The 25,292-nt window shown below is 72.5% G+C and carries 24 protein-coding genes, 1 tRNA gene and 1 riboswitch; of the genes, 16 read left to right on the top strand and 9 right to left on the bottom strand.

All coding sequences use genetic code 11. From position 1 onward, the window contains the following. Window positions 1–587: 587 nt before the first annotated feature. Entirely contained in the window at window positions 588–1,814 is a 1,227-nt protein-coding gene (locus tag OYE22_RS22105) for a PTS transporter subunit EIIC (protein ID WP_277322021.1), read from the bottom strand. A 159-nt stretch (window positions 1,815–1,973) separates the two neighbouring features. Here OYE22_RS22105 and OYE22_RS22110 point away from each other — a divergent pair, with 159 nt between their 5' ends. The 4 genes from OYE22_RS22110 (at window position 1,974) to rdgB (ending at window position 4,716) form a co-directional block, all read left to right on the top strand. Continuing rightward, window positions 1,974–2,258 carry a PTS glucose/sucrose transporter subunit IIB gene (locus OYE22_RS22110; protein WP_176161846.1) on the top strand — a complete coding sequence of 95 codons (285 nt, stop codon included), beginning with the start codon at window positions 1,974–1,976 and terminating at the stop codon, window positions 2,256–2,258. A gap of 267 nt (window positions 2,259–2,525) precedes the next feature. After that, on the top strand, window positions 2,526–3,257 hold the full coding sequence (gene rph / locus OYE22_RS22115; RefSeq protein ID WP_176161845.1) for a ribonuclease PH: 732 nt from the start codon (window positions 2,526–2,528) through the stop codon (window positions 3,255–3,257). Between the two features lie 253 nt (window positions 3,258–3,510). Next, window positions 3,511–3,927, top strand: coding sequence for a hypothetical protein (locus OYE22_RS22120; RefSeq protein WP_277322022.1), 417 nt, complete (start codon window positions 3,511–3,513; stop codon window positions 3,925–3,927). A 186-nt stretch (window positions 3,928–4,113) separates the two neighbouring features. Next, entirely contained in the window at window positions 4,114–4,716 is a 603-nt protein-coding gene (rdgB, locus tag OYE22_RS22125; RefSeq protein WP_277322023.1) for an RdgB/HAM1 family non-canonical purine NTP pyrophosphatase, read from the top strand. Window positions 4,717–4,900: 184 nt separating this feature from the next. Here the strand turns inward: rdgB and OYE22_RS22130 are convergent. From OYE22_RS22130 to bcp, 3 genes are all read right to left on the bottom strand, one after another. Further along, a tRNA-Leu gene (locus OYE22_RS22130) sits at window positions 4,901–4,984 on the bottom strand. A 61-nt stretch (window positions 4,985–5,045) separates the two neighbouring features. After that, on the bottom strand, window positions 5,046–6,122 hold the full coding sequence (locus tag OYE22_RS22135) for an HNH endonuclease (protein ID WP_277322024.1): 1,077 nt from the start codon (window positions 6,120–6,122) through the stop codon (window positions 5,046–5,048). Window positions 6,123–6,349: 227 nt separating this feature from the next. Continuing rightward, window positions 6,350–6,817: a thioredoxin-dependent thiol peroxidase gene (gene bcp, locus OYE22_RS22140; RefSeq protein ID WP_277322025.1), complete on the bottom strand. Its 468-nt coding sequence runs from the start codon at window positions 6,815–6,817 to the stop codon at window positions 6,350–6,352. A gap of 133 nt (window positions 6,818–6,950) precedes the next feature. On the opposite strand from bcp, the gene OYE22_RS22145 reads away from it, so the two are divergent. The 3 genes from OYE22_RS22145 (at window position 6,951) to OYE22_RS22155 (ending at window position 8,408) form a co-directional block, all read left to right on the top strand. Beyond that, the gene (locus OYE22_RS22145; protein WP_277322026.1) at window positions 6,951–7,268 is read left to right on the top strand and encodes a DUF3618 domain-containing protein; all 318 of its coding nucleotides are present in this window, start codon (window positions 6,951–6,953) and stop codon (window positions 7,266–7,268) included. Between the two features lie 210 nt (window positions 7,269–7,478). Beyond that, entirely contained in the window at window positions 7,479–7,781 is a 303-nt protein-coding gene (locus OYE22_RS22150; RefSeq protein ID WP_176166088.1) for a co-chaperone GroES, read from the top strand. 202 nt (window positions 7,782–7,983) lie between these two features. Next, a riboswitch (guanidine-III (ykkC-III) riboswitch) is annotated at window positions 7,984–8,053 on the top strand. A gap of 34 nt (window positions 8,054–8,087) precedes the next feature. Further along, entirely contained in the window at window positions 8,088–8,408 is a 321-nt protein-coding gene (locus OYE22_RS22155) for a multidrug efflux SMR transporter (RefSeq protein WP_277322027.1), read from the top strand. 156 nt (window positions 8,409–8,564) lie between these two features. On the opposite strand, the gene OYE22_RS22160 is transcribed toward OYE22_RS22155, so the two are convergent. After that, window positions 8,565–11,150 carry a transglycosylase domain-containing protein gene (locus OYE22_RS22160; protein ID WP_277324262.1) on the bottom strand — a complete coding sequence of 862 codons (2,586 nt, stop codon included), beginning with the start codon at window positions 11,148–11,150 and terminating at the stop codon, window positions 8,565–8,567. A 1,508-nt stretch (window positions 11,151–12,658) separates the two neighbouring features. Between OYE22_RS22160 and OYE22_RS22165 the strand changes: the two genes are divergently transcribed. The 4 genes from OYE22_RS22165 (at window position 12,659) to OYE22_RS22180 (ending at window position 16,433) form a co-directional block, all read left to right on the top strand. Then, the gene (locus tag OYE22_RS22165) at window positions 12,659–13,459 is read left to right on the top strand and encodes an ABC-2 family transporter protein (RefSeq protein ID WP_277322028.1); all 801 of its coding nucleotides are present in this window, start codon (window positions 12,659–12,661) and stop codon (window positions 13,457–13,459) included. Between the two features lie 190 nt (window positions 13,460–13,649). Next, on the top strand, window positions 13,650–14,414 hold the full coding sequence (locus OYE22_RS22170) for an ABC transporter permease (protein WP_277324263.1): 765 nt from the start codon (window positions 13,650–13,652) through the stop codon (window positions 14,412–14,414). Between the two features lie 222 nt (window positions 14,415–14,636). Next, the gene (locus OYE22_RS22175; RefSeq protein ID WP_277322029.1) at window positions 14,637–15,611 is read left to right on the top strand and encodes an ATP-binding cassette domain-containing protein; all 975 of its coding nucleotides are present in this window, start codon (window positions 14,637–14,639) and stop codon (window positions 15,609–15,611) included. Between the two features lie 72 nt (window positions 15,612–15,683). Further along, window positions 15,684–16,433, top strand: coding sequence for a DUF1707 domain-containing protein (locus OYE22_RS22180; RefSeq protein WP_277322030.1), 750 nt, complete (start codon window positions 15,684–15,686; stop codon window positions 16,431–16,433). Window positions 16,434–16,593: 160 nt separating this feature from the next. On the opposite strand, the gene OYE22_RS22185 is transcribed toward OYE22_RS22180, so the two are convergent. After that, entirely contained in the window at window positions 16,594–17,913 is a 1,320-nt protein-coding gene (locus OYE22_RS22185) for an SGNH/GDSL hydrolase family protein (protein ID WP_277322031.1), read from the bottom strand. A gap of 486 nt (window positions 17,914–18,399) precedes the next feature. Between OYE22_RS22185 and OYE22_RS22190 the strand changes: the two genes are divergently transcribed. After that, a complete protein-coding gene (locus OYE22_RS22190; protein WP_277322032.1) occupies window positions 18,400–19,806 on the top strand; it encodes a DUF445 domain-containing protein in 1,407 nt (468 codons plus the stop codon). A gap of 282 nt (window positions 19,807–20,088) precedes the next feature. Here the strand turns inward: OYE22_RS22190 and OYE22_RS22195 are convergent, their stop codons facing one another. Beyond that, on the bottom strand, window positions 20,089–20,505 hold the full coding sequence (locus tag OYE22_RS22195) for a VOC family protein (protein ID WP_277322033.1): 417 nt from the start codon (window positions 20,503–20,505) through the stop codon (window positions 20,089–20,091). Window positions 20,506–20,581: 76 nt separating this feature from the next. On the opposite strand from OYE22_RS22195, the gene OYE22_RS22200 reads away from it, so the two are divergent. The 4 genes from OYE22_RS22200 to OYE22_RS22215 all read left to right on the top strand — a co-directional run bounded on the left by OYE22_RS22200 (window position 20,582) and on the right by OYE22_RS22215 (window position 22,889). After that, the gene (locus OYE22_RS22200; protein ID WP_277322034.1) at window positions 20,582–21,175 is read left to right on the top strand and encodes a TetR/AcrR family transcriptional regulator; all 594 of its coding nucleotides are present in this window, start codon (window positions 20,582–20,584) and stop codon (window positions 21,173–21,175) included. A 398-nt stretch (window positions 21,176–21,573) separates the two neighbouring features. Next, a complete protein-coding gene (locus OYE22_RS22205) occupies window positions 21,574–22,518 on the top strand; it encodes a helix-turn-helix transcriptional regulator (protein WP_277322035.1) in 945 nt (314 codons plus the stop codon). Beyond that, on the top strand, window positions 22,430–22,612 hold the full coding sequence (locus OYE22_RS22210) for a DUF397 domain-containing protein (protein ID WP_277322036.1): 183 nt from the start codon (window positions 22,430–22,432) through the stop codon (window positions 22,610–22,612). Before OYE22_RS22205 ends, OYE22_RS22210 begins: the two co-directional genes overlap by 89 nt. A 58-nt stretch (window positions 22,613–22,670) precedes the next feature. Further along, window positions 22,671–22,889, top strand: coding sequence for a DUF397 domain-containing protein (locus OYE22_RS22215; protein ID WP_277322037.1), 219 nt, complete (start codon window positions 22,671–22,673; stop codon window positions 22,887–22,889). 160 nt (window positions 22,890–23,049) lie between these two features. Here the strand turns inward: OYE22_RS22215 and OYE22_RS22220 are convergent, their stop codons facing one another. Next, entirely contained in the window at window positions 23,050–23,610 is a 561-nt protein-coding gene (locus OYE22_RS22220; RefSeq protein ID WP_277322038.1) for a dirigent protein, read from the bottom strand. 312 nt (window positions 23,611–23,922) lie between these two features. Beyond that, a complete protein-coding gene (locus OYE22_RS22225) occupies window positions 23,923–24,768 on the bottom strand; it encodes a PhzF family phenazine biosynthesis protein (RefSeq protein ID WP_277322039.1) in 846 nt (281 codons plus the stop codon). Between the last annotated feature and the right edge of the window lie 524 nt (window positions 24,769–25,292).

Raw genomic sequence — 25,292 nt, forward strand, 5'->3', positions numbered from 1 at the left:
GGGATTCCTCCTGGTGAGGCGGGCTCTCAGGGGGAATGCCCGCTTCCTGGCTTATCCACCTCAGTGGTTTAGACCATTTTTAGCACGGGCTTACCTGGAACGGAATCACCAGTTTTCAGTGGACTGGACCACCCAGAGTGACAGGTCCCCGTCGGCCGGGGAGGGGCTTTGGCCAACTTGGCTGGCACCCGTCCACGGCGGCACCCGACCGTCCGTCGTCGACGGCCCGCATCGCGGTGCTGACGTGCGAAAACACGGGGATTCCCGACGCGGCGCGGATGGGCCGTGGGGCGCTCAACCGCCGCGGGGAGCGTACGGGGTACGGGGCATGCGGGACGCGCGGTGCGCGACCAACGCGGGTGAGCGTACGGGACGCGTGGGGCTCCGGTCGACGGGGGAGCGATGGTGACCGGTCACCTGACGGGGGCGCCGGCGGTATGCCCCCGGCTCGGGGCCCGGACGGTGGCTCGGGAATGGGCTCAGACGGACCGGGGTCCGCGCCCGGACGGGGCCGGAAGTCGCCGCCGCCGGGCCGGGTGGGGCCGGAACCCGTCGCTGTCGGGCCCGGCGGAGGCGGGAACCCGCCGCTACTTCACGTTCTCCTTCTCCATCTCCTCCGCGTCCGGCTCACGACCCGGCGTCGGCAGGTCGAAGCGGATGATCAGGAAGCGGAAGAGGAAGTAGTAGACCACCGCGAAGCACAGCCCGATCGGGATGATCAGCCACGGCTTGGTGGCCAGGCCCCAGTTGATGAGGTAGTCGATCAGGCCGGCCGAGAAGCTGAACCCGTCGTGGATACCGAGCGCCCAGGTCACCGCCATCGACACGCCCGTGAGCACCGCGTGCACCGCGTACAGCGCCGGCGCCACGAACAGGAACGAGTACTCGATCGGCTCCGTGATGCCGGTCACCAGCGACGTCAGGCCGACCGACAGCATCATGCCGCCGACCTCCTTGCGCCGGTCGGGCCTGGCGCAGTGCGCGATGGCCAGCGCGGCGGCGGGCAGCGCGAACATCATGATCGGGAAGAAGCCCGAGGTGAAGATGCCCGCGCTGGGGTCGCCGTTGAGGAAGCGGTTGATGTCGCCCTGGTACGTCTTCCCGTCGGAGGCCGTGTAGTCCCCGTACTGGAACCAGACGAAGGTGTTCAGGAACTGGTGCAGCCCCACCGTCAGCAGCGCCCGGTTGGCCACCCCGAACAGGCCCGAGCCCCACGAGCCGAGCCCGGTCAGCCAGTCGCTGAAGTCCACCAGCGCGTCGCCGACCGGCGGCCAGATCCACAGGCACAGCACCGCGAAGAGCAGGCCGCCGAACGACATCATGATCGGCACCAGCCGTCGACCGTTGAAGAAGCCGAGCCAGTCGACCAGCTTCGTACGGTGGAAGCGCTGCCACACGCGCGCGCTGACCAGGCCGAGCACGATGCCGCCGAAGACCCCGGGGTTCTGCGGCTCGCCGTCGTCCGGGAACTGCGCCAGCACGTTGTGGTAGACGAGGAAGCCGGCCACCGCGGCGAGCGCCGTCGAGCCGTCCGCCTTCTTCGCCATGCCGATCGCCACGCCCACGCAGAACAGCAGGGGCAGCCCCAGCACCGGATCGAGCAGCGCGCCGCCCGCCCCGGCGAACACCTTGGCCACGTTCTCCCAGCCCAGGCCGTCGGAGCCGAACACGTCCTTCTGCCCGAGCCGGTTCAGGATGCCCGCCGCGGGAAGTACGGCGATGGGCAGCTGGAGGCTGCGGCCGAGCTTCTGCAAACCCTGGAAGAAGGACGAGGTCCATGCCTTCCGCGGCGCCGCCGCGCTGCTCACGCTCATGACCGTCCTCCCGGCGGCAGTTGGCGCCCGCCTTTGCCGCATACTGGTGTAGACCACATGTCGTCGCGGCACGGCCAGCTCGCACCGCGGCGATGATCGCCATCCTTCGCCAAGTAACGGACATACGCCCGCGAAGTTGGTCTAAACGTGCGTTACGGTATGAAAAACGCTCGGCGGGACCGCCGAAGGGCCGAGAAAACAGGAGTGGACATGGCCAGCAAGGCTGAGAAGATCGTCGCCGGGCTCGGTGGCCTCGACAACATCGAAGAGGTGGAGGGCTGCATCACCCGCCTCCGCACCGAGGTCAGCGACGCTTCCCTGGTCGACGAGGCCGCCCTCAAGGCCGCCGGAGCGCACGGCGTCGTCAAGATGGGCACCGCCATCCAGGTCGTCATCGGCACCGACGCCGACCCCATCGCCGCCGAGATCGAAGACATGATGTGAGGTACGCCCCCACCGGCGCACCCCACACCCGGCCCCGCGACCACTGACCCGGCGCCCCGGCCCCCGGCGGCCCCGGCGCACCGGGCACCCGGCGCCCACGGCAGCACCCGCCTGCCGCCGCCCGCCCGTAGCGCCAACCCGCCGACCGGCCAGGCGACTTGGGCCCCCAACGCGACGGCCCCCGCGGCGGGCCTCGTACCGGGCGGCACCCCAGGCGGGGTGCTCCGCGCGGAACGAGGCCCGCCGCATTGCCGATAGGGTCGAACCATGTCTCGTATCGACGGTCGCACCCCCGAACAGCTCCGCCCCGTAACCATCGAACGCTCCTGGAGCAAGCACGCCGAGGGCTCGGTCCTCGTCTCCTTCGGCGACACCCGAGTGCTGTGCACCGCGAGCTTCAGCGAAGGCGTACCGCGCTGGCGCAAGGGCAGCGGCGAAGGCTGGGTCACCGCCGAGTACGCGATGCTGCCGCGCGCCACCAACACCCGCGGCGACCGCGAGTCCGTCCGCGGCAAGATCGGCGGCCGCACGCACGAGATCTCCCGCCTCATCGGCCGCTCGCTGCGCGCCGTCATCGACTACAAGGCGCTCGGCGAGAACACCATCGTCCTCGACTGCGACGTGCTCCAGGCCGACGGTGGCACCCGCACCGCCGCCATCACCGGCGCCTACGTCGCCCTCGCCGACGCCATCGCCTGGGCCCACGCCAAGAAGCTCCTCAAGCCCAGCCGCCAGCCCCTGACCGGCACCGTCGCCGCCGTCAGCGTCGGCATCGTGGACGGCGTCCCGCTCCTCGACCTCGCGTACGAGGAGGACGTACGGGCCGAGACCGACATGAACGTGGTCTGCACCGGCGACGGCCGCTTCGTCGAGGTCCAGGGCACCGCCGAGGGCGAGCCCTTCGCCCGCGCCGAACTCAACGGCCTCCTCGACCTCGCCTCCGGCGGCTGCGCCGAACTGGCCACCATCCAGCGCGCGGCGCTCGCGGAAGCGGAGTAGCGGCAGCGGGCTGAGCGACGGCGGACCCGGCGACGGGGCGGCCCGGCGACGGTGTGGCCCGGCGCGTACCCCGGCGCGCGCCGGGCCGGTCCGTGTGCCGTGGCCGCCGACGTGCCCGGCCCGCTTCGGCCGCTGTGGCCGGACATCGCCCCGTTGAGCAACCCTCGCCCACCCTGGCGGCGTTTAGTCAGGTGTCAGGTACGGGACCCGGAGTCGCCGGGCTCGTGCGTACGCGCTCGGAGGGACCCGTTCCATGGCCATGCACCGCCGCCGCATCACCCACGCCGTGACCGCCGTAGCGGCCGTCGCGCTGGTCGTGCCGCTGATGACGAGCTGCGACAAGGACGATGTCGACAAGGCGATGGACTGCGCGGAGCTAGCGGTCGACGTCTCGGAATCCATCGACGACCTCCAGCAGGCCGTGCTCAAACGCGCCGTCATGGAGGGCTCGGGGAACGAGAAGAAATCCGACGAGGCCCTGGACGAGATCAACAAGAACATCGACGAACTCGACAAGAAGACCGACAACGCCGACATCGAGAAGGCCCTCGACCACCTGGACAAGGCCGTGGACAACGTCACCACGGCCATCAGGAACGACGAGAAGCCCGACCTGACACCCGTCGCCGACGCCGGCAGGGAGCTGACGAGCGCCTGCAAGCCGGGCTAGCGATCGACTAGCGGCGGTGGGCCGGCGGCGCGGGCGGCGGTCGGCCGGTGATGGTGGAGGGCCGGTGGTCGACCGGCGGTGGTGGCGGGCCGGCGGTGTGGCCGGCTGGCAGTAGCGGTCGGCCGGCAGCGTGGGTGCGGCGAGGGGGCGGGACGTGGTCCGGGTGGCGGGCCGGATAATCGGGGCATGAACCGCCTCATTCTCGCCACCCGCAACACCCACAAGGTCGCCGAACTCCACGCGATCCTGACCGCCGCCGGCCTCGACGTCGAACTCGTCGGCGCCGACGCCTACCCCGAGATCCCCGACGTCAAGGAGACCGGCGTCACCTTCGCCGAGAACGCGCTGCTCAAGGCGCACACCCTGGCGAAGGCCACGGGGCTGCCCGCGGTGGCCGACGACTCGGGGCTGTGCGTGGACGTCCTCGGCGGCGCGCCGGGCATCTTCTCCGCGCGCTGGGCCGGCCGGCACGGCGACGACCAGGCCAACCTGGACCTGCTGCTGGCCCAACTCGGCGACATCGACACCCCCCACCGGGCCGCCCACTTCACCTGCGCCGCGGCCCTGGCCCTGCCCGACGGCACCGAGCGCGTGGTGGAGGGCCGCCTGGAGGGCACCCTGCGCCACGAGCCCGCCGGCACCGGCGGCTTCGGCTACGACCCGATCCTCCAGCCCCACGGCGAGACCCGCACCTGCGCGGAGCTGACCGCCGACGAGAAGAACGCCATCAGCCACCGGGGGAAGGCGTTCCGGGGGCTGGTGCCGGTGGTACGGGAGTTGGTGGGGTGACGTGAGCCGGCCGGTCGCGGGCGGTCGGACCGGGGGCGAATGGGCCCGAACTCCCTCCCCTACGGCCGCCCGACCTGCCGTGTCCGGCTCACTCGTGGAGGGTCCGCGCGGCGGTCGGACCGTCACGGAAAGCGCCGAAGGGCCGACCCGGATGGAAACGGGTCGGCCCTTCGAATCGAAGCTGTGCGGCCGGAGGGACTCGAACCCTCAAGGGATTTCTCCCACAGCATCCTAAGTGCTGCGCGTCAGCCAATTGCGCCACGGCCGCTAGCCGCCAGCCATGGTAGCGGGCGCGTGGCTGTATCGGCAGGCGGGTGCACGGCGGGTGGTCAGCTCACGTCCGTGGTGCCCGGGGCGCGCCGGCGGTTGCGACACCAGGTGTCCGTGGTCGCGTGACAGTTCGGGCAGAGGTAGCGCAGGTTCTCCGGACGGTTGTCGTGCCAGTCGCCGCTGATGTGATCGATCTGGAGGGTGATCGGGGTGCCACGCCACTCGCCCTCGTTGCCACAGAACGCGCAGCGGGCCGGTACGCCCAGCTCGGTCAGCGCGCGGTGCAGCCGCTCCCGGTTGACGCGGGGCGCGTCGACCGGCCACACCCGGAGCACGTCGGTGGTCCCGGCGGTGGAGCGAGCGCTCCCGCGGGCCCGCCGGGACGGGCGGACGAAGTGTGAGGTGTCCAGGCCGAGTTGGGCCGACCAGCGCTGCACGCGGCGGGTGCTGGCGTCGTGCGGCGGCAGGCCGAGGGCCCGTACGACCGCCGCGTAGCTCGTGGAACGGGCCACCGCCTCGGTGAGCCGCTGGTCGGGGCGGGGCTTCCGGGCCGGGCGAAAGTGCGTCACATCGACGTCGTACCGCGTCAGCAGGCGGCGCAGGGCCGCGCGCGAGCGTCCGTCGTCGGGCCAGCCGATGGCCCGTGCCAGGGCGCGCACGCTGTCGACGCCCGCCGCCTTCCGTTCGAGCTCGGCCAGGTCGCACGGCAGGTCCGGCCCGCCCGGTCCGCCCTCGTCCGGTCCGGGTGTCCCGCGACGGCGCATGGCCGGAAAGTGTCCGACGTCGATGCCTGCCGCGGCGATGCGTCGGCGAAGGTGGCTGAGCGTGCCCGGCGCCGGAGGGATGCCCAGTGCGCGTGCCACCTCGTGCAGGGCCGTGGACGCGGCGACGGCGCGGGCGATCGCCTCGTCGGAGTAGGTGTGTCTGGCGCGTCGCGCGGTGAGGTGGCCAGCGTCGATGCCGTGCTCGGCGACCTGCCGCTGGAGGGAGCGCCGCCGCCCACCGCTGGGCCGCACGCCGAGCTGCCGCATCGCGCCGGCCCACGACACACTGCCCGCCACCGCCGCGGCGAGGGCCGCAGGCTCCACTCCGCCGACCGGCTCGCCCCGCCCCTCCCCCACGTACCGCGCCCCCATGCCACGCCCCCTCGCTCTCCCGCCGCCTCCGCGTGCGGCCACGTGTCGCAGCTTCGAACTGGTTAACGAGTCGGGAGGGGCGGGGTTACGCCGAAGGGGGGCGAGCCGTCGGGAGAGGTGGTGGGCGCCGCGGGCGGGTGCGCCGGCGCCCGGCGGCCCGGTCGGAGTGGGTGGGCCGGGGCGCCGGGCGCTGGGGAGCGGTCGGCCGTCAGGTGGCCGAGGGTGGGTCAGAGGCCCAGGTCCTTGATGATCTTCGCGACATGCCCGGTGGCCTTCACGTTGTACAGCGCGCGCTCGACCTTGCCCTGCTCGTCCACGATGACCGTGGAGCGGATGACGCCGGTGACGGTCTTGCCGTACAGCTTCTTCTCGCCGTACGCGCCGTACGCCTCAAGGACGGACTTGTCCGGGTCGCCGAGGAGCGTGACCTTCAGCTCCTCCTTGTCGCGGAACTTGGCCAGCTTCTCCGGCTTGTCGGGGGAGATGCCGATGACGTCGTAGCCGTGGCCGGCCAGGAAGTCGAGGTTGTCGGTGAAGTCGCACGCCTGCTTGGTGCAGCCCGGGGTAAGGGCGGCGGGGTAGAAGTAGACGATGACCTTGCGGCCGGCGTGGTCGGCGAGCGACACCTGCTCGCCGTCCGCGTCGGGGAGGGTGAAGGCCGGGGCGGTGTCGCCGGGCCGCAGTCGCTCGCTCATGACTCTCCTTAGGGGATGGTTGCGCTGACTCCGACCCTAGCCAGATCCACGATGGGGGATTCCGTGGGGCATGAATCCGGCCGACCTGACAGACTGTCCACCACGACCATCGAGAATTGACGGAGGCAGCGAGGTGTCGGAAGCCAGGACCCCTGCGCAGATCGAGGCTGATATTGCTCGCAGGCGGCAAGCGCTCGCTGTGACGCTCGATGAGATCGGCATCCGGGTGCACCCGAAGACGATCATCGGCGACGCCAAGGCGAAGGTGGCCGGGGCGGTGGACCGCACGGCCGGGCAGGCGTACGTGGCCGCCAACCGCGCGGTCACCGACCTGCGGGCCCAGTTCGTCACCGAGGACGGGGCGCCCCGGATGGAGCGCATCGTGCCGGTCGCGCTGGTGGCGGTCGCGGTGGTCGGCCTGCTGACGGCCTCGCGGCGCGACAAGCGCTAACCGCCCGGGCGCGACCCGCCCCGGGCCGTGGCCCTCGCCGTGCGGCCGTGACTTCGGCTCGGCGCGGGCCCCCGAGGTCGCGGGGCGGACGGCTGACGCCGGTTGGCGCGACGGCGACATACGGCCGACCCGTCGGCGTTCCGCCGTGCCCGGGCCAGGTACCTTCATGGCGTGAGTGCCAAGACGTCCCACGACAAGCTGCCCATCCGGATGCTGCATGACCGGGTGCTGGTCCGTACCGACATCCCGGAGGGTGAGCGCCGTTCCAGCGGCGGCATCGTCATTCCGGCCACCGCCGCTGTCGGCCGCCGCCTCGGCTGGGCCGAGGTGGTCGCGGTGGGCCAGAACGTACGGACCGTGGAGCCGGGTGACCGGGTGCTGTACGACCCAGAGGACCGGGCCGAGGTGGAGGTGCGCGGCGTCGCGTACGTCCTGATGCGCGAGCGGGACCTGCACGCGGTGGCCGCCGAGCGGCTGGAGGGGTCGGAGGACTCCACAGGTCTGTACCTGTAGCCGCGAGCCCGCACCGCCCGGCCTGTAGCCGCGAGCCCGTGCCGACAAGCCTGTGCGGCGAAGCTCGTGCCGCCGAGCCTATGCCGCCCCAGCCTGTGCCCCCGGTCCGTGTCGTGGGCCCTGCGGCCCGGGTCGTAGGGCCCGGATCGTTGCCTGGGACGGCCGCCGGGGCCGGGTGGTGGTCCGCGTCACCACCTCGCGCGCGGTGCCTTGCTAGGGTCGAGGCATCCCGACGAGACGCGCCGTACCGGGTCAGGCAAAGACGACGCACCCCTGTTGAAGCACGTGGTTCACGGAGGTGCCGTCATGGCTTGGGTTCTGTTGATCGTCGCCGGCCTGCTGGAGGTGGGCTGGTCGATCGGGATGAAGTACACCGAGGGGTTCACCCGGCTGTGGCCGAGCGTGTTCACCGGCGCGGGGATCGTCACGAGCATGGTGCTGCTGGCGCAGGCCGCCAAGACGCTGCCGATCGGCACCGCCTACGGGGTGTGGGTCGGCATCGGCGCGGCCGGGGCCGCCGTGCTGGGCATGGTGGTGCTGAACGAGCCCGCCACCGCCGCCCGGATCTTCTTCGTGGTGCTGCTCCTCGTGGCGGTCGTCGGCCTCAAGGCGACGTCGGGCCACTGACGCCCGCGCGGCCCCGCGCCCCCGGCCCCGTGGCCTCCCGCGCCCCGGCCCGTGGCCTCCCGTGGCCGCCTCGCCCGTACGTACCAGCAGAACAGCCGCTCCCGATTCGGGAGCGGCTGTTCTGTCGTCGGGGCCGATCTGTCGTGGGGCGCTGACCTAGAAGCCGTCTTCCGGGTCCGTGCCGAGGTCGGGCAGGGTGCCGCCCGGGTCGCCGCCACCGGGGCCGCCGGCTCCGCCGGGGTCGCCGGTCGCGCCACCGGGGTCGCCGGTCCCGCCCGGGTCACCGGTCGCGCCGCCCGGGTCGCCGCCGCCGGGGCCGCCGGCTCCGCCCGGGCCGCCTATGGCGCCACCCGGGTCACCGGTGGCGCCGCCGGACGGCGAGTCCGTCGGCGGGGTGAAGGTGGGCTCGGTGGGCAGGCCGGTGGCGGGCGGCGACGAGTCGTCGGATGGCGGGTCGCCGGGCTCGGTGGGCTCCTGCGAGTCCGGGGGCGTGGTGCCCTCGTCGGACGGCGTGTCGCCCTCGGTCGGCGCGTCGGTGGGGTCGCCCGTCGAGGGCAGCGACGGGTTGTCGGCGCCGTCCTCCAGTTCGAGGTCGAACTCGGTGGCCTTCTTGCCCTCCAGCGCCTTGCGCGTGTAGTCGGCCCAGATCTCGGCGGGGTAGCCGCCGCCGTTGATGCGCCGCAACCCCGTCGCGCCGTAGAGCGGCTTCTGCTCCCCGGTGTTGGAGTCCTGGCCCATCACCGCGACGACGGTGGCGAGGTCGGGCGTGTAGCCGGCGAACCAGGCGGCCTTGTCCTCCTCGGCGGTGCCGGTCTTGCCGGCCGCCGGGCGACCCGCGGCCTGTGCCTTGGTGCCGGTGCCGCCCGCGACCACGCTCCGCAGGATCGAGGTCGTGGTGTCGGCGGAGTCGCGCGCGACGGCCTGCTCGGGGGTGCGGTCCGGCAGGGTGACCTTGCCGCCGTCCTTGGTGATCTCGACCACCAGGGTGTGCGGGACGCGCTTGCCGTGGTTGGCGAGCGTGGCGTACGCCCCGGTCATGTCGAGGACGCTGGCGTGGGCGGTGCCGAGCGCGATGGACGGGCCGGCGAACATCTCCGGGGTCTTCTCGGGGACGCCGAGCTTGATGGCGGTGTCCTTGACCTTGTCCGGGCCGACGTCCTGGGCCATCTGCGCGTAGACCGAGTTGACCGAATTGTCGGTGGCGCCGGTGACGTTGATCTGCCCGTAGTTGACGTCGTCCTCGTTGGCCGGCGCGTAGTTGGTGCCGCCGTTCGGGCCGATGACCTCGCGCTTGTTGCTGCCGTCGTACACGGTGTTGGGGGTGATCCGCTGGCCGCCCTGGGTGACCGAGTCGTTCTCGACGGCCGAGGTGAAGACGAACGGCTTGAAGATCGAGCCGACCTGGTAGTCGCGCCGGGTGGCGTTGTTGACGTACTGCTTGGTGTAGTCGATGCCGCCGTAGAGGGCGACCACCTTGCCGTTGGCCGGGTCGATGGAGGCGCCGCCGGCGCGCACGTACTTGTCGACCTTGTTCGCCTTGCTGAGCTTGCTCATCAGGCGTTCGTCCATCGTCTCGACGAAGGCGTCTTGCTTCTTCCTGTCGATGGTGGTGGTGATGCGGTAGCCGCCGGCCGCCAGGTCCTGCTCGTCGATGATGTCGTTGGCGGTGATGTAGTTCTTGACCGCCTCGACGAGGTAGCCGCGCTGCCCGGACATGCTGGAGGTGGGCTTGGCGGGGTCGGGCGTGGGGAACTTCATGGCCTCGCGCTCGGACTTGTCGAGCCAGTCCTTCTCCACCATGCCGTCGAGCACGTAGTTCCAACGGGCCAGCGCGCGCCCCTTGTTCTCGGGGTGCACGACGACGTCGTACGCGCTGGGCGCGTTGAGCAGGGTGGCCAGGTAGGCGCTCTCGGCGGTGTTCAGCTCGTCGGAGTCCTTGCCGTAGTACGCCTGGGCGGCGGACTGGATGCCATACGCGTTGCGCCCGAAGTAACTGGTGTTGAGGTAGCCCTCCAGGATGTCGTCCTTGCTCACCTCGCGATCGAGCTTGATCGCGATGAAGAACTCCTTGGCCTTACGGGTGACCGTCTGTTCCTGGTCCAGGTAGTAGTTCTTCACGTACTGCTGGGTGATGGTGGAACCGGACTGCTTGCCCTTGCCGGTCATGGTGTTCCAGGCGGCGCGGACCATGGCCGCAGGGTTGACCGCCGACTCCGAGTGGAAGTCGCGGTCCTCGGCGGCGAGTACGGCGTTCTGGGTGTGCTTGGGCACGCTGCTCAGCGGCACGTTCTCGCGGTTGACGGTGCCCTCGCGGGCGAGTTGCGAGCCGTCGGAGTAGAGGTAGACGTTGCTCTGCGCGAGCGCGGCCTTGTTGGCGGCCGGGATGTCGACCAGCAGGTAGCCGGTGACGAGCGTGCCGCCGATGAGGACGAGCAGGAACAGGAACGCGCCGAGCACCACGCGCCAGGTGGGCACCAGGCGGCGCAGGCCGGTGCGCTTGGGGCGCTGCTTCTTGCCCTTCTTGCCTGCCTTGCCGGTCGCGTCGCCCCCGTCGGGGCGCTCGGGCCAGCCGTCCGCGGGGCTCGCGCCGGCGGGCGGGGTGGGCGGCTTGCCGCCGCCGGTACCGCCGGCGCCCGCGCCGCCCTTGCCGCCCGCGCCGGGGCCCTTGCCGATGGTGCCCGCGCCGGCGCTTCCCGTGGCGCCGGTCGCGCCCGGGCCGCCGCTGGCGCCCCCGGCGGCCATCGCCGCGCCCGCGCCGCCGGCCGCCGCGGCGCCACCCGCTGCCGCCGCGCCGCGACCCGGGCCGCGCCGTGCGCCGGGCGTGCCCGGGGTCGGGCGCAGGACGGCGGTCTCCTCGCCGCGAGCGGCGGTGTCGGGGCGGCCCGCGCCGGCCCAGCCCGCGTCGGGGCGTCCCGGGGTGGGGCGCAGTACGGCCGTCTGGTCGTCGCCGGGCCCGGTGACGTCGCGACGCGCCGTGGCGCCGCGCGCCCCGACGGCCCGGTTGCCGGCGGCCGGGGTGCCGGCGGCCGGGGTGCGGGGGCCGGATCCCTGGCGCGGCCCGGGCAGCCGACCGGTGTCCTCGCTCGGCGTGGGCCGCAGCACGGCGGTCTCCTCGGCGGCGCGGGCCGGGGGGACGTCCCGTACGTTCCGCGCTGCCCGCGCGTCACGTGGGCCTCCCGCCTTCCGTGGGCCTTCCGCGTCCCGTGCGTCCGGTGTGTCCCGTGCGCCCTGTGTGCCCCGTGTGTCCTGTGCGTCCCGGTCCGGGCGCGCCGTGGAGGGCGTGCCGGTGGGGCGCTTGCCGCGCGGGACGTCGGCGTCAGTGCTCTCGCGGGGGCGGCTCGTACGCTCACCGGTCATGCGCTCGCCGCGCTCGCCAGCCGTACGTTCACCCGCCGTACGCTCGCCGGCCGGGCGTTTGCCGTCGGCGCGCTCACCGCCAGGGCGTTCGCCGGCCTTACGTTCACCGGCCGGGCGCTCGCGGTCGGCCCGGCCTGCGCCGGCGCGTTCCGTGGTGCCGCCGCCGGGGGCGGAGGTCGCGCGGTCGGCGGGGCGGGCGCGGCCGGGGGTGGACGCGGATGCCGGGCGGTCCGCGCCGAGACCCTCGCCGAGGGTGGTGGGGCGGTTGCCACGGGGTGCGGGGGTGGGCTTGGTGTCGCCGGCCGGGCGGGTGGTGCCGCGCGGGGGGTGGGCCGGGTGGGGGGAGTCGGGGGTTCCGGTACGGGCGCCCCTGGGGGTGGCGCCGCCGGGGCCGGCCGGTGCGTGGCCGGGCCGCTGGCGACCGGTGTCCTGGTCGGTGCGTCGGGGGCCGGTGCCCTGTGGGGGAGCGCCGGCACCTCCTGGTCGTGCTGATGGCCGATCGGCGGTCGGGCCGCCGGCGGGCTGGGTGCCGCCACCACCGCGCTGAGCGCCGGGGTCGCTCCCCGCGGCGGCGGTGCCGTCGCCTTCGGCGCTGTGCTGCTGAGGCTCGTCGGTCATGTGTGTAGGGACTCCTCGGCCGCCGCCCACGGTTCTGCCATGGTTCTGCCACGGCATAAATGCTGACATGTCGGGCGAATAGCGTCGTACGCCCCACTAGTCACTGTCGCATCATGCGTTCCGCGCGGCGGAGGCGGCGCGCACCTGTGACAGCTCTGTGATCGGCCAACTGGCCTGGGCAACTCACCCCACAGGGTGAATAATGCCTGGCTCGCCGCCCAACTGTCGCTCTAGGCTCGTGGACTTTGGTGCCGAGGGCCGGGGAGGGATGGAAGGTGCGGCTGCACATGGCCGTCATCGCGAGTGGTTTCCGACGCTACGCGACCTACTGGGCGGCCACGGCCGCCGGGGTGTTCACCAACACCGTCTTCGGCTTCATCGTCGCGTACACGTACATCGCGCTGTGGAACCAGCGCCCGCAGTTGGGCGGCTACGACCTGGAGCAGGCCGTCACCTTCGTCTGGCTCGGGCAGGCGCTGCTGGCCGCGTCGGCGCTGCTGGGGGGCGGTTTTCACGAGGAGTTGCAGGAGCGCATCCGGTCCGGGGACGTGGCCATCGACCTGTACCGGCCGGTGGACCTGCAACTGTGGTGGCTGGCCGGCGATCTGGGCCGGGCCTCGTTCCACCTGCTGGGCCGCGGCATCGTGCCGCTGCTCGTCGGATCGCTGGTCTTCGAGCTGGCGCTCCCCACCTCGCCGTTGACCTGGCTGTACTTCCTGGCCGCGGTGGCCCTCGGGGTCCTGGTCAGCTTCGCCATCCGCTACCTGGTCGCCCTGTCCGCGTTCTGGCTGCTCGACGGGTCCGGGCTCAACATGATCAGCCTCGTGCTGTCGCTGTTCTTCTCCGGCATGATCCTGCCGCTCAACGTCTTCCCCGGGGCGCTGGGCGACCTGGCCGCCGTGCTGCCCTGGTCGGCGATCCTCCAGGTCCCCGCGGACGTGCTGCTCGGCGAGCACCAGGGCACCGGCCTCGTCACGGCCTTCGCCTTCCAGGCCGGTTGGGCCGTGGTGCTGCTGGCCGCGGGGCGCGCCCTGCAGTCCGTGGCGACCCGGAAGGTGGTGGTCCAGGGTGGCTGAGGCACGGGCCGACGACGACGTACGGGCGCGTCCGCCGAAGCAGACGTCGGAGCAGACGCCGGCGCGGGCGACGGCGCGGGAGCGCCGGGAGGCGTGGGGGTACGAGGAGGCGGTGGCCGGGCGGGGGTTGCGGGCCTACCGGGGGCTGCGCGCGTACCAGGGCGTACGGGGGTACTTCCTGATCGTGGGGATGTGGGTGCGCTCGACGATGGCGTACCGCACCTCGTTCGTCATCATGACGCTGGGCAACCTCGTCGTGACCGCGCTCGACTTCGCCGTGATCGCGCTGATGTTCAGCCACGTGGACGTGCTCGGCGGGTTCGGCCTGGCCGAGGTGACGTTCCTCTACGGCACCAGCAGTACCGCCTTCGGCATCACCGACCTGCTGTTCGGCAGCACCGAGCGGATCGGGCGGCGGGTGCGGGACGGGACGATGGACACCCTTCTGGTGCGCCCGGTGCCGGTGCTCGCGCAGGTGGCGGCGGACCGGTTCGCGCTGCGCCGGATGGGGCGGATCGTGCAGGGCGTCGTCCTGCTCGGCTGGTCGCTCGCGCACCTGGACGTGGACTGGACCTGGGACCGGGTGCTGCTGCTGCCGGTGATGCTGGTGAGCGGCGCGGCCATCTTCGCGTCCCTGTTCGTGGCGGGCGCGGCCTTTCAGTTCTGGGCCAGCGACGCCGCCGAGGTGCAGAGTTCGTTCACGTACGGCGGTACGACGCTGCTCCAGTACCCGCCCACGGTCTTCACCACGGAGGTGCTGCGGGCGGTCGTCTTCGTCATCCCGCTCGCCTTCGTCAACTGGCTCCCCGCGCTGCACATCCTGGACCGCCCACAGCCGGTCGGCCTGCCGGGCTGGGTGGGCTTCGGCGCGCCGCTGGTCGCGGTGGCCTGCTGCGCGCTCGCCGGGCTGGCCTGGGGCGCGGGGCTGCGGGCCTACCGCAGCACGGGCAGTTGAGCGCCCCGCGACGGGCGCGGGCGGTTCGGCGGGAGCACGCGGCCGGCGGGCGCGGGCGTGCGGGCGTACGGAGCGGGGGTGTGAGGCGGACGGCGGGCCTCGGCGGGTGGGCGTGCGCCGGGGCGCGGGCGAGCGGGTGCGCGAGCGGTTGCGGTGGGTGTAGGGGACACATGACCTCGGGGCGGCAGTGTGCCGGGGCGAGCAGGAGAGGGGTACGAGGCGATGACGGCGGACGACGCCGCGTTCATCGAGGTCGACGAGGTGGAGAAGGTCTTCACGGTGCGGCGGCGGGCCGGCTGGGTGCGGCGCGAGCGGCGCGAGGTGCGGGCCGTGGACGGGATCAGCTTCCGGGTGCCACGCGGGGAGATGGTGGGCTACATCGGGCCCAACGGCGCGGGCAAGTCCACCACCATCAAGATGCTCACCGGCATCCTGGTGCCCAGCGGCGGGAAGCTGCGGGTCGCGGGCATCGACCCGGCCGCGGACCGCACCCGGTTGGCCCGCCGGATGGGCGTGGTCTTCGGGCAGCGCACCACGCTGTGGTGGGACCTGCCGCTGCGCGACTCGTACGCGCTGGTGCGGCGGATGTACCGGATTCCGGACGACCGCTACCGGGTCAACCTGGAGCGGTGCGTGGAACTGCTCGACCTCGCCGAGCTGTTGGAGGCGCCGGTGCGTCAGCTCTCGCTCGGGCAGCGGATGCGCGGCGACATCGCGGCGGCGCTGCTGCATGACCCGGAGGTGCTCTACCTGGACGAGCCCACCATCGGGCTCGACGTGATCAGCAAGGCCAAGGTGCGCGAGTTCCTGCGCGAGGTGAACGCCGAGCAGGGGACGACCGTGCTGCTGACCACGCACGACCTGACCGACATCGAGCAGTTGTGCCGGCGCGTGATGGTGATCGACCACGGGCGGGTCATGTACGACGGCGGGTTGGAGGGGCTGCACGCCGTGGGGGAGAGCGAACGCACCCTCGTGGTGGACCTGGAGCGCGAACTCCCGCCCATCACGGGCATTCCGGGGGCGCGCACGGTCCGGGTCGAGGGGCCGCGCCAGTGGCTGGCGTTCCCGGCCACCGCCAGCGCCGCCCCCGTCGTCTCCGCCGTCGCGGCGGCGTACCCGCTGGTCGACCTCTCGGTGCGGGAACCGGACATCGAGGACGTGATCGCCAAGATGTACGCCGAGCGCGCCGGCTAGGGCGTCCACCCGCCTCGGGGTCGCCCGGAAGTGGGCGGGCCTCGCACGCGCGTGCCCGCGTAGGCTGTTCGTATGACCGGTGAACTCCCTCCGATGCGGGCTTCCGACGCCGAGCGCGAACGGGTTGCCGAGGCGTTGCGCGAAGCGGTCGCCGAGGGGCGGCTGACCATGGAGGAGTTCGAGGAGCGGCTGGAGCTGGCGTACACGGCGCGCACCCATGCCGACCTGGAACCGCTGGTACGGGACCTGCCGGTGCCGGCCTCCATGGCGAGCCCGGCCCCGCGACCGGCCCACGAACCGGCCGGCGCCGACGCGTCCTGGCCGGAGCGGATCGGCGGGCCGGCCACCTCGCGCTGGGGCCTCGCCGTGATGGGCGGCTTCCAGCGCGCCGGCCGCTGGGTCATGCCCCGCGCGTTCACCTCGGTCGTGGTGATGGGCGGCGGCGAGATCGACCTGCGGGACGCCCGGTTCGAGGAGCGCGACGTGGTGGTCCGCTGCTTCGCGCTGATGGGCGGGATCTCGGTGATCGTGCCGCCGGACGTCGAGGTGCACGTCAACGGCGTGGGCATCATGGGCGGCTTCGACCAGGCGGCGACCGGCGACGGGGCCCCGGAGGCGCCGCGCGTGACCGTGACCGGCCTCGCGATCTGGGGGGCCGTGGGCGTCGAGCGCAAGCGGCGCAAGGCCGACATCCAGCGCGAGAAGCAGGCCCGCCGCCAAGAGAAGGCGGAGCTGAAGCGGCTCCGCAAGGAGCGCGAACTCGACGGATCGAAGCGGGAACTCGACGGCCCCGGGCCGGACGCGAGCGGCGCGGCGCGGTGACGAGGCGGGCGGGCCGGGTCGCCGTTCACCCGGGCGGCCTACACGTCCGCTCACCCCGCGCGGAGTCGGCGCGGAGCGTGGCCGCCCGCGCCTCCGCCGCTCAGAGTGTGGCCGTCCGCGCTCCCTCCGCTCAGGGCGGGACCGTCCGCACCCCCGCCGCTCAGAGCGTGGCCGCGGCCACGCCGCGCAGGTGCTGGAGGTTCAGGGCGCGCGCCATGGCCCGGTAGCCCTCGTCACTGGGGTGGAGGTGGTCGCCCGAGTCGTACTGGGGGAGTAGCCGCAGCGGCTGAGCCGGGTCGCGCAGGGCCGCGTCGAAGTCGACGACCTCGTCGAAGACCTCGCCGGCGCGGATCTGGTCGTTGACGGCCTGGCGCACCCCGTTGAGCTCCGGCGTGAAGCCCCGATGGCCGTAGAAGGGCATCAGCGTGCCGCCGACCACGCGCAGGCCGCGCGCGTGCGCCTGCTCGACCATCTGCCGCAGACCGCCCACGATGCGGTCGGGGTTGGTCTCGTGCGGGAGGCGCAGGATGTCGTTGACGCCGAGGTGGATGACCACCGCCCGCACCCCCGTCTGGCCGAGTACGTCCCGGTCGAAGCGGGAGAGGCCGCTGGGGTTGTGCGGCGGGGTCTGGCTGCCGCCGGTGAGCACCCGGTTGCCGCTGATGCCCTGGTTGAGCACGCCCAGGCGGGGCGCGCCGCGCTCGGTGCGCAGCCGCTCGGCGAGGAAGTCGGGCCAGCGGCGGTTGGCGCCCATGGTGGAGGTGATGCCGTCGGTGATCGAGTCGCCGAGCACCGCGACGGAGCCGCGCGCCTTGTTCGTCCACACGTCCACGCCGGTCAGGTACCGCCAGTACGGGCTCTGCTCGGTGTAGGCGACCCCCGAGGTGTCCTCGGTGTGGTCGCCGCGCGCCGCGTACGAGATCTGTCGGGCGTGCGGGTGATAGGTGACGGCGCCGGACGGGCTCGGGGAATACGTGGTGACCAGGAGGTCGCTGGCGTCCGGGACGCTGAGCCTGGCCGGGTCGCTGATGACGTGGGCACCGGCCGGGATAGTCACCGAGGCCCTGTTGTCGAAGCGCAGCCGCCGCATGCTGTCGCTGGCGGCGGCCGGGTCGCTGGGCGCGGCGGCCAGGGCCACGGAGGCGTGGCTGATGGTCAGCGGCCGCGAGCCGTAGAGGTTGGAGAGCCGGATGCGTATCTGCTGGCCGCCCACGCTGATGCGGACGACGTTGCGTATGGACACGCGGGGCAGGCCGTTGGCGCGCTCTGGTTCGGCGGCGGTGGGCGAGGTGGCCCAGGTGCCGACCCAGTTACCGGCCGAGGCCGGCGCGGCCTCGTTGCCGTGGCCGGTGGCCGGCTCGGCGGTGCCGTCGCTCTTGCCGACACCGACGAATATCGCGGTGGAGACGAGGATCACCACGGCCGCCAGCGCAGCGAGCACGGCATAGGCCGTACGCCTGGGCAGGGGGCTCACGGTCATGTGCGGGGATCTCCTCGGGCAGGCGGAGCCAGTGACTCCGCGGGTCGGGAACTGCGGGTGATCAGCAGCGCCGTCGCGCCTCCGATCGGCCACTCATGATCCCATGAGGAGGCCCCGGACCGCCCGTCGGGCCACGGGCCCGGCACCGGCGCGGGCGGCCGCGCGGCGGCCCCGGAGCGCCGGCGAGGGCCTCGCGGGCCCGTGCGGCCCGGGCGGGGGACGGGCGGGGCGCGGCCGGGTACGGGCGGCGTGGTCGGGCCGCCGCGCTGGAGTGGGGCGCGGCGCTCGCGGGACGTGACGCGCCGCGGCGTTCGTCGCCGGCCCGCGCGCCCCGGGCACGCCCCTGGACCCGCCTCTCGGGGCCGCTCGGGGATCGATCAGGGTCCGGTCAGGGTCCGACCCGGCATCGATGGGAGCGGCTCGTTCGTTGCCGGAGCAGGGCAGAAGGACAATGTCCGGGGGGATCGGCGCGATCGGGTGGAGTGGATGGAACGGACGTACGGGGACATCGACGGCGCGGGCACGGGCGGTGCGGGCACGGGCGGTGTGGCGGACGCGGACACCGGCGGCGGCCCGGGGCCGGCCGGGGGCGGGACGAGGCCCGCCCCCGGTGGCGGCGGGCCGGGCGGACCGCTGGCCTTCAGCGCCGCCGACCAGGAGAAGCAGCGTGCCGTGCGCCGGATGAAGACGCTGGCCACCGGCCTGCTGCTGGCCGTCGCGCTGGTGTACGTGCTGGCCAAGTGGGCCCAGTCGGCCGGCCTCGGCGGCTGGAGCGGGTACGTGGCGGCGGCGGCCGAGGCCGGGATGGTGGGCGCGCTCGCGGACTGGTTCGCGGTCACGGCGCTGTTCCGCCGCCCGCTGGGGCTGCCGATCCCGCACACGGCGATCATCCCGACCAAGAAGGACCAGCTCGGCCACAGCCTGGGCGAGTTCGTCGGCGAGAACTTTCTCGCCGGCGACGTCGTACGGCAGCGGCTGCGGGCCGTCGGCATCGGCGGCAGGCTCGGCACCTGGCTGGCCGAGCCGGCGCACGTGGACCGGGTTACCGCGGAGCTGGCCACCGCCGTGCGCGGCGCGCTGACCGTGCTGCGCGACGCGGACGTGCAGGCCGTGGTGGGCGAGGCGATAACCCGCCGGGCCGACGCCCAGGAGATCGCACCGGGCCTGGGCACCATGCTGGAGAAGGTCGTCGCCGACGGCGGGCACCGCCGGGTGGTGGACCTGGTGTGCGTGCGGGCCCACGACTGGCTGACCCTGCACAGCGACTCCGTCATGGAGGCGGTGACCGGCGGTGCGCCGGGGTGGACGCCGAAGTTCGTGGACCGCAAGGTGGGCGACCGGGTCTATCGCGAGCTGCTGCGCTTCGTGACCGAGATGCGCCACATGCCCGACCATCCCGCGCGCGGCGCGGTGGACCGGTTCCTGGCCGACTTCGCGCGCGACCTCCAGTCCGACACGGACACCCGGGCCCGCGTCGAGCGGCTCAAGAGCGAGGTGCTCGGGCGCGGCGAGGTACAGGACCTGATCGCGTCGGCCTGGGGCTCGGTCCGGGCGATGATCGTCGCCGCGGCCGAGGACGAGCGCAGCGAACTGCGGCTGCGGGCCCGCGCGGCCATCCTCTCCCTGGGCACCCGCCTGGCCACCGACGAGCGCCTGCAACGCAAGGTGGACGGCTGGCTTGAGGACGCGGCGGTGTACGTCGTGACGACGTACCGTGGCGAGATCACCTCGCTGATCACCGAGACGGTGGCGGGCTGGGACGCGGAGCACACCTCCCGCAAGATCGAGGCCCACATCGGCCGCGACCTCCAGTTCATCCGCATCAACGGCACGGTGGTGGGGGCGTTGGCCGGGCTGCTGATCTACACGCTGACGCACACGGTGGTGGGCTGAGACCGGCTGAGACCCGTGAGGCGGGGCCCGTCCCGGTCGGTGGGTGGAGCGCACGGAGGTGGGTGGGCCGGAGCGGGACGGTGGGGGACACGGGCACGGACGGGGCGGCGACCCCCCTCTCGGGGCGGCGAACGGGAAGGGCGGCGCCGGCCTCGCCCCAGCCGCACCGCCCACACGTTGCGGGGGGGGGCCAGGGCGTGCCCGACAGGTGTAGGCCGGAACAGCTGTTAGCCGGAGCAGGCGTAGGCCGCAACAGGGCGTAGGAGGGCCGGCCTGTCGCGGTCAGCCGGTGACGTACTGCTCGGAGTACTCCGCGGTGGGGGTGATGGGCGTGATCACGTCGATGAGGACGCCGTTGGGGTCGGCCACGATGAAGTGCCGCTGCCCGAAGTCCTCACTGCGCAGGGCGAGTACGGGGCGTAGTCCCTCGCCGGTGACGAGCCGTTCCCATTCCGCGTCCACGTCCTCCACCTCGAAGTTGAGCAGCAGGCCCTGTGCGGGGACCCGGTGGCCCTCGGGAAGCGTCGGGTGGGTGTGGTCGAGGAGGGCGAGTTCGTATCCGGGCTCTCCCGGCCGGCGCAGGCTGACGTACCAGTCGGCCGCGAACGTCGTCTCGAAGCCCAGCAGCCGGGTGTAGAAGTCGCGGGACTCCTGCGGCTTGGCTGTGCAGATCACGGGATAGAAGCCGGTCAGTCTCATGCCTGAACCCTTTCGCATACCATCGGTATGTCAACGAAGCTATTCACATACCCCTGGTATGTCAATGAGGAGTGCGATGCGACAGGACGGCATCCGGGCGCAGCGGCGGGAGCAGACCAGGCAGGCGCTGCTGCGGGAGGGGAGGCGCCTGTTCGCGGGCAGCGGCTACGCCGCTGTGGGCCTGGCGGAGATCGTCCAGGCCGCCGGGGTGACCAAGGGCGCGCTCTACCACCACTTCACGGGCAAGGCGGACCTCTTCCGCGCCGTCCTGGAGGAGGTGCAGCAGGAGGTGGCCCGCCGCGTGGCCGTGGCCGCCGACGTTCACGACGACCCCTGGACCCGGCTGACCGCCGGTTGCGAGGAGTTCCTCACCGCGACCACCGATCCGGACATCCAGCGGATCATGCTTGTCGACGGGCCCGCCGTGCTGGGCTGGAGCCAGTGGCGGGCGATGGACGAGGCCGCCTCGGCCCGCCATCTCGCCGACGCGCTGTCCCTGCTCATCGACCGGGGGACCATCGCCCCGCAGCCGGTCGCACCGCTGGTCCACCTCCTGTCGGGGGCGATGAACGAGGCCGCCCTGTGGCTCGCCTCCTCCTCCGACCCCGCGGACCTGGACCACACCAAGGCCGCGTTGGCGCGACTGCTCGGGGCGTTGCGCACGGGCTGACGGGGCGGTGGCCGTACGGACCGGCGGGGGCGGCCCGCCCGGCGGGGTGTGTGCGGGCCCTCGGGGGCCTGCGCGGGCCTCGCGGTGTCACGGGCGGCGGCAGAGGTTCCACGTGGCGGGCCGGCGCTGCTCCCCGGGCTTGACCCGGGGACGCCAACCCGGGGCGGTGACGCGGCGGCCGGCGGGCCGGTGGAAGGGTTGGCTCCGCGCCCGGACGCTTGCCGTGTGTGGCGTCAACTCGGCCCGTACATCGAGGAGTTGGGGTTTGTCGAGTCCGGTATAAGACGCTGAACGAGGTTGCTACTGTCTGTGACCCGATCGTCGCTCACGTGGCGTCGGCGCGCCACTGAAGCGGGCGTGACAAGGCTTTCTCTGTCACATGCGGAGAGTGATCGAACGTGAAACCCAAGACCCAGGCGGGCCGTACGACCTCATCTGAACTGTTCGGCGCCCTGTTGCGCCACTTCCGGATCAGAGCAGGGATGACGCAGGATCAGCTAGCCGGCGTCCTGCCGGTGGACCGTTCCCTCGTTGGGCACTTCGAAGCAGGCGTCCGCACGCCGGACCGCAAACATGTCGAGGTCTTCGACGCCCTACTGGGCGCCGACGGGCTGCTGTTGGAGATGTGGGAGACGATCGACTGGGCCGCCGCGCAGCCCAAGCATCCTGACTGGTTCAAGCGCCGGGCGGAGATGGACGCCAAGTTGACGGCGCTGCGTGAGTACCAGAACCAGGTGATGCCCGGCCTACTTCAGACAGAGGCTTACGCGCGGGCGCTGTTCCAGCAGAAGAGCTTGAGCGAAGACGAGGTGGAGCAGCTTGTACGGGCACGACTCAGTCGGCAAGAACGCTTTCTCGACTCGAACGGACCGCTGTTGATCTGTGTCATCGACGAAAGCGCACTCCGCACCGTCGTGGGCGGCCCGCGTGTGATGCGCGATCAGTGCGCACATCTGTTGGCCGTAGGGCGGCAGCCGAACATCCGGGTGCAGATCGCTCCAGCAGGACATGCGGATCTCCTGCGCCCCAACACACCGATGTCGCTGATCACGCTCCCCGACGGGCGCGACTGGCTGTACTCGGAGTCACTCGACAGCGGCCACTTCACTTCTCATCCGGCAGTTATCGCGAGGCATGCCCAGGACTACGATGTGCTGCGGGCGGATGCCCTGTCCGCCGTCGAGTCCGCCGCTCTCATCAGAGACGTGATGGAAGGGTATGGCCAGCATGAACACCCCCGATCTCAGCGCGGCGATGTGGCGCAAGTCCAGCTACAGCGGCAACAACGGCGGCAACTGCGTCGAGGTGGCCCCCGGATTTCCCGGAGTCGTTCCCGTGCGTGACTCCAAGGACCCCAACGGCCCGGCGCTTGCCTTCAGTTCGTCGACGTGGGCGGCGTTTGTGGCGGGTGTGAAGGCGGGGGACTTCGGCGCGTAGGCGGATGCCCTGTCCGCCGACGAGTCCGCCGCTCTCATCAGAGACGTGATGGAAGGGTATGGCCAACATGAACTCCCCCGATCTCAGCGCGGCGATGTGGCGCAAGTCCAGCTACAGCGGCGACAACGGCGGCAACTGCGTCGAGGTGGCCCCCGGATTTCCCGGAGTCGTTCCCGTGCGTGACTCCAAGGACCCCGGTGGTCCGGCGTTGGCCTTCGACGCGTCGGCCTGGTCGGCGTTCGTGGCGGGTGTGAAGGCGGGCGACTTCGGCGCGTAGGTGGTGCGGGGCGCGTCGGTTTGGCATTCGTCCCGTCCCGCAGCGCGCTCGGCGATAACGACGCCGCCGCCCCACGCCAGCAGCCAAGCGCACCTCGTGCGTGGGGAAAGGCTGCTGGCGTTGGGCGCAGTGACGCGTCAATGCAAGCGTGAGGTACCCGTCAGCGCAGGATGGTGGCCCGTACCGTCTCGATCGGCGCGCCGATGTCCCACCACTGCACCGTGCCCCGCGCGGTGTTGTAGGCGCCCGTGCCGCCGGTGATGGCCATCTCGACCGTCTTGGAATCCTTCACCGCGAGCGACTGCATGGTCAGCGAGCCGCCCTCAAGGTCCAGGGTGACCAGGCACTGCATCGTCAACTTGGCGCCGTCGAGGTGCACGCCCTGGCACGTACCGCCGCCCCGGCCGATAGTGCGGCCGTCCTTGACGAGCGAGCCGGAATAGGAGTTCATGTCTCCCAGGCTGGCTCCCGACGGGGCGAGGTCGTTCTCCGCGTACTGCTCGTTGTGGAACGTGAAATTGATGATCTCGGCCTGTTTCCTGTCCGGGGCCTGCTCCGGGGTCTGGGCGCCCGCGGTGCCCAGTGTGCAGAAGCCGACCGTGGCGGCGGCCAGGGAAACAGCGACGCACTTCGCGAGCGTCGCCCGCTTGATTCCCCCCTTCAACGGATTTCCCCGCTTCTTCGGGGACGCGACAGTGGATTCCACATGACTGGCGACCATGATGAGCTCTCCTCGCTTGGTCTCCCGGTGCGAACGCTCTTGACGCTATGACCCCCGGACCACCGCGTCTAAGTCCAAATGCGTATGGCGTCATATGCGCGGAGGCATAAGGCAGTTGAGCGCGATCGGCCAGCATTTCCCCGGCGTTCTTCCCGCGCGTACCGGGAGGAGCGGGTCCGCACGCCCACCAGCCCGTATGCCCGCCGGCACACACTCCCCTCAGCCCGCACGCCCGTCGGTACGTACGCCCGTCAACCCGCGCGGGGCCAGGTCCGGGCGGGCCCGGTCCCGTGACACCGCGCGGCGGCGGGTTCAGACGTGCAGGGTGCCGTCCAGGACGGTGACGGCGTTCCCCGTGAGGTGAACGCGGTCGCCGTGCAGCGCGGTGTGGATCACGCCGGTGCGCGCGGAGACCTGGAACCCGGTGAGCCGATCCCGGCCGAGCCGCGCCGACCAGTACGGGGCGAGGGCCGTGTGGGCGCTGCCGGTGGCGGGGTCCTCAAGGATGCCCTCGGCCGGCGAGAAGAAGCGGGAGACGAAGTCGTACGGAGAACCGTGGCCCTGTTGCACGTCGGCGACGGTCGGTGGGGACGTGATGATGACGCCCCGCAGTCGCTCCCGGCGGGTCAGTTCGGCCATGGCGGCCAGGTCGGGGGTGACGGCCCGGACGGTGGTCTCGTCGGGCAGGACGGTCAGCAGGTCCCCGAGCGCGCCCGTGCGGTACGTCGCCTCGGGTTCGGTCCCGAGCACGCTGACCAGCCCGTCCGGTACGGGCACCTCGGTGCCGGGCGCGGCCGGGAAGTCCAGGGTGATGTCGCCGCTCGCGTCGGCGTGCGTGACGAGGGTGCCGCTGTGGCGGCTGGCGAACCGTACGGCGCCGAGGACGCCGTGTTCGGTCCGCAGCACGTGCGCCGTGGCCAATGTGGCATGGCCGCACAGGTTGGTCTCGACGAGCGGGGCGAACCAGCGAATGGCCCAGTCGGCCTCGTCCGTCGCGGGCAGCGGCAGGGCGAACGCGGTCTCCGAGTGGTTCATCTCGGCGGCCACCCGCTGCATCCAGGCGTCCTGGGGCCACGGCCCGGCGGGCAGCAGGCACACGCCCGCAGGGTTTCCGGTGAACGGTCGGTCGGTGAAGGCGGTCACCACGTGAATGCGCATGCCCCGGACCGTAGCCATGCCAATCGCGGCCGTACCAAGGCCAATAGGGGGAGGGTGGTCTGGTTTCTGGCGGTCTCGGGGACAAGATCTGGCTCATGGCTTCGCCCTCGGAGTGCTGTCGCCGGTAGTAGCCGGACGCGGGCGGGTGGCGCACGCACGACCGCCCCGACCCTGTGGCGGGCCGGGGCGGTCGTCGCGGACGGGGTGCCGGCGCTGTGCGCGCCTCGGCGGGCGCCGGGTCGCGGCATTCCCACCTGGCGTACGGGCGGTCAGCAGGGCGGGCAGAAGCCGAACTCGGTGAGGCACTCCCTGATGAGTTGGCGCAGGCAGTCCCGGCTGGGAGGGTCGCCCGGGTCGCCCTTGGGGCCCCGGCAGCCTCGGGGGCCGGCGGGTCCGGTGGGGCCGCACGGGCCCGGAACTCCCTCGGGCCCGCGCGGCCCGACGGGGCCGTCGCGGCCGTCGACGCCGTCCAGCCCGGCAGGACCGGGCTTACCGTCCTTGCCGTCCCTGCCCGGTGGCCCCGG

The sequence above is a fragment of the Streptomyces sp. 71268 genome (assembly GCF_029392895.1).
GTDB lineage: Bacteria > Actinomycetota > Actinomycetes > Streptomycetales > Streptomycetaceae > Streptomyces.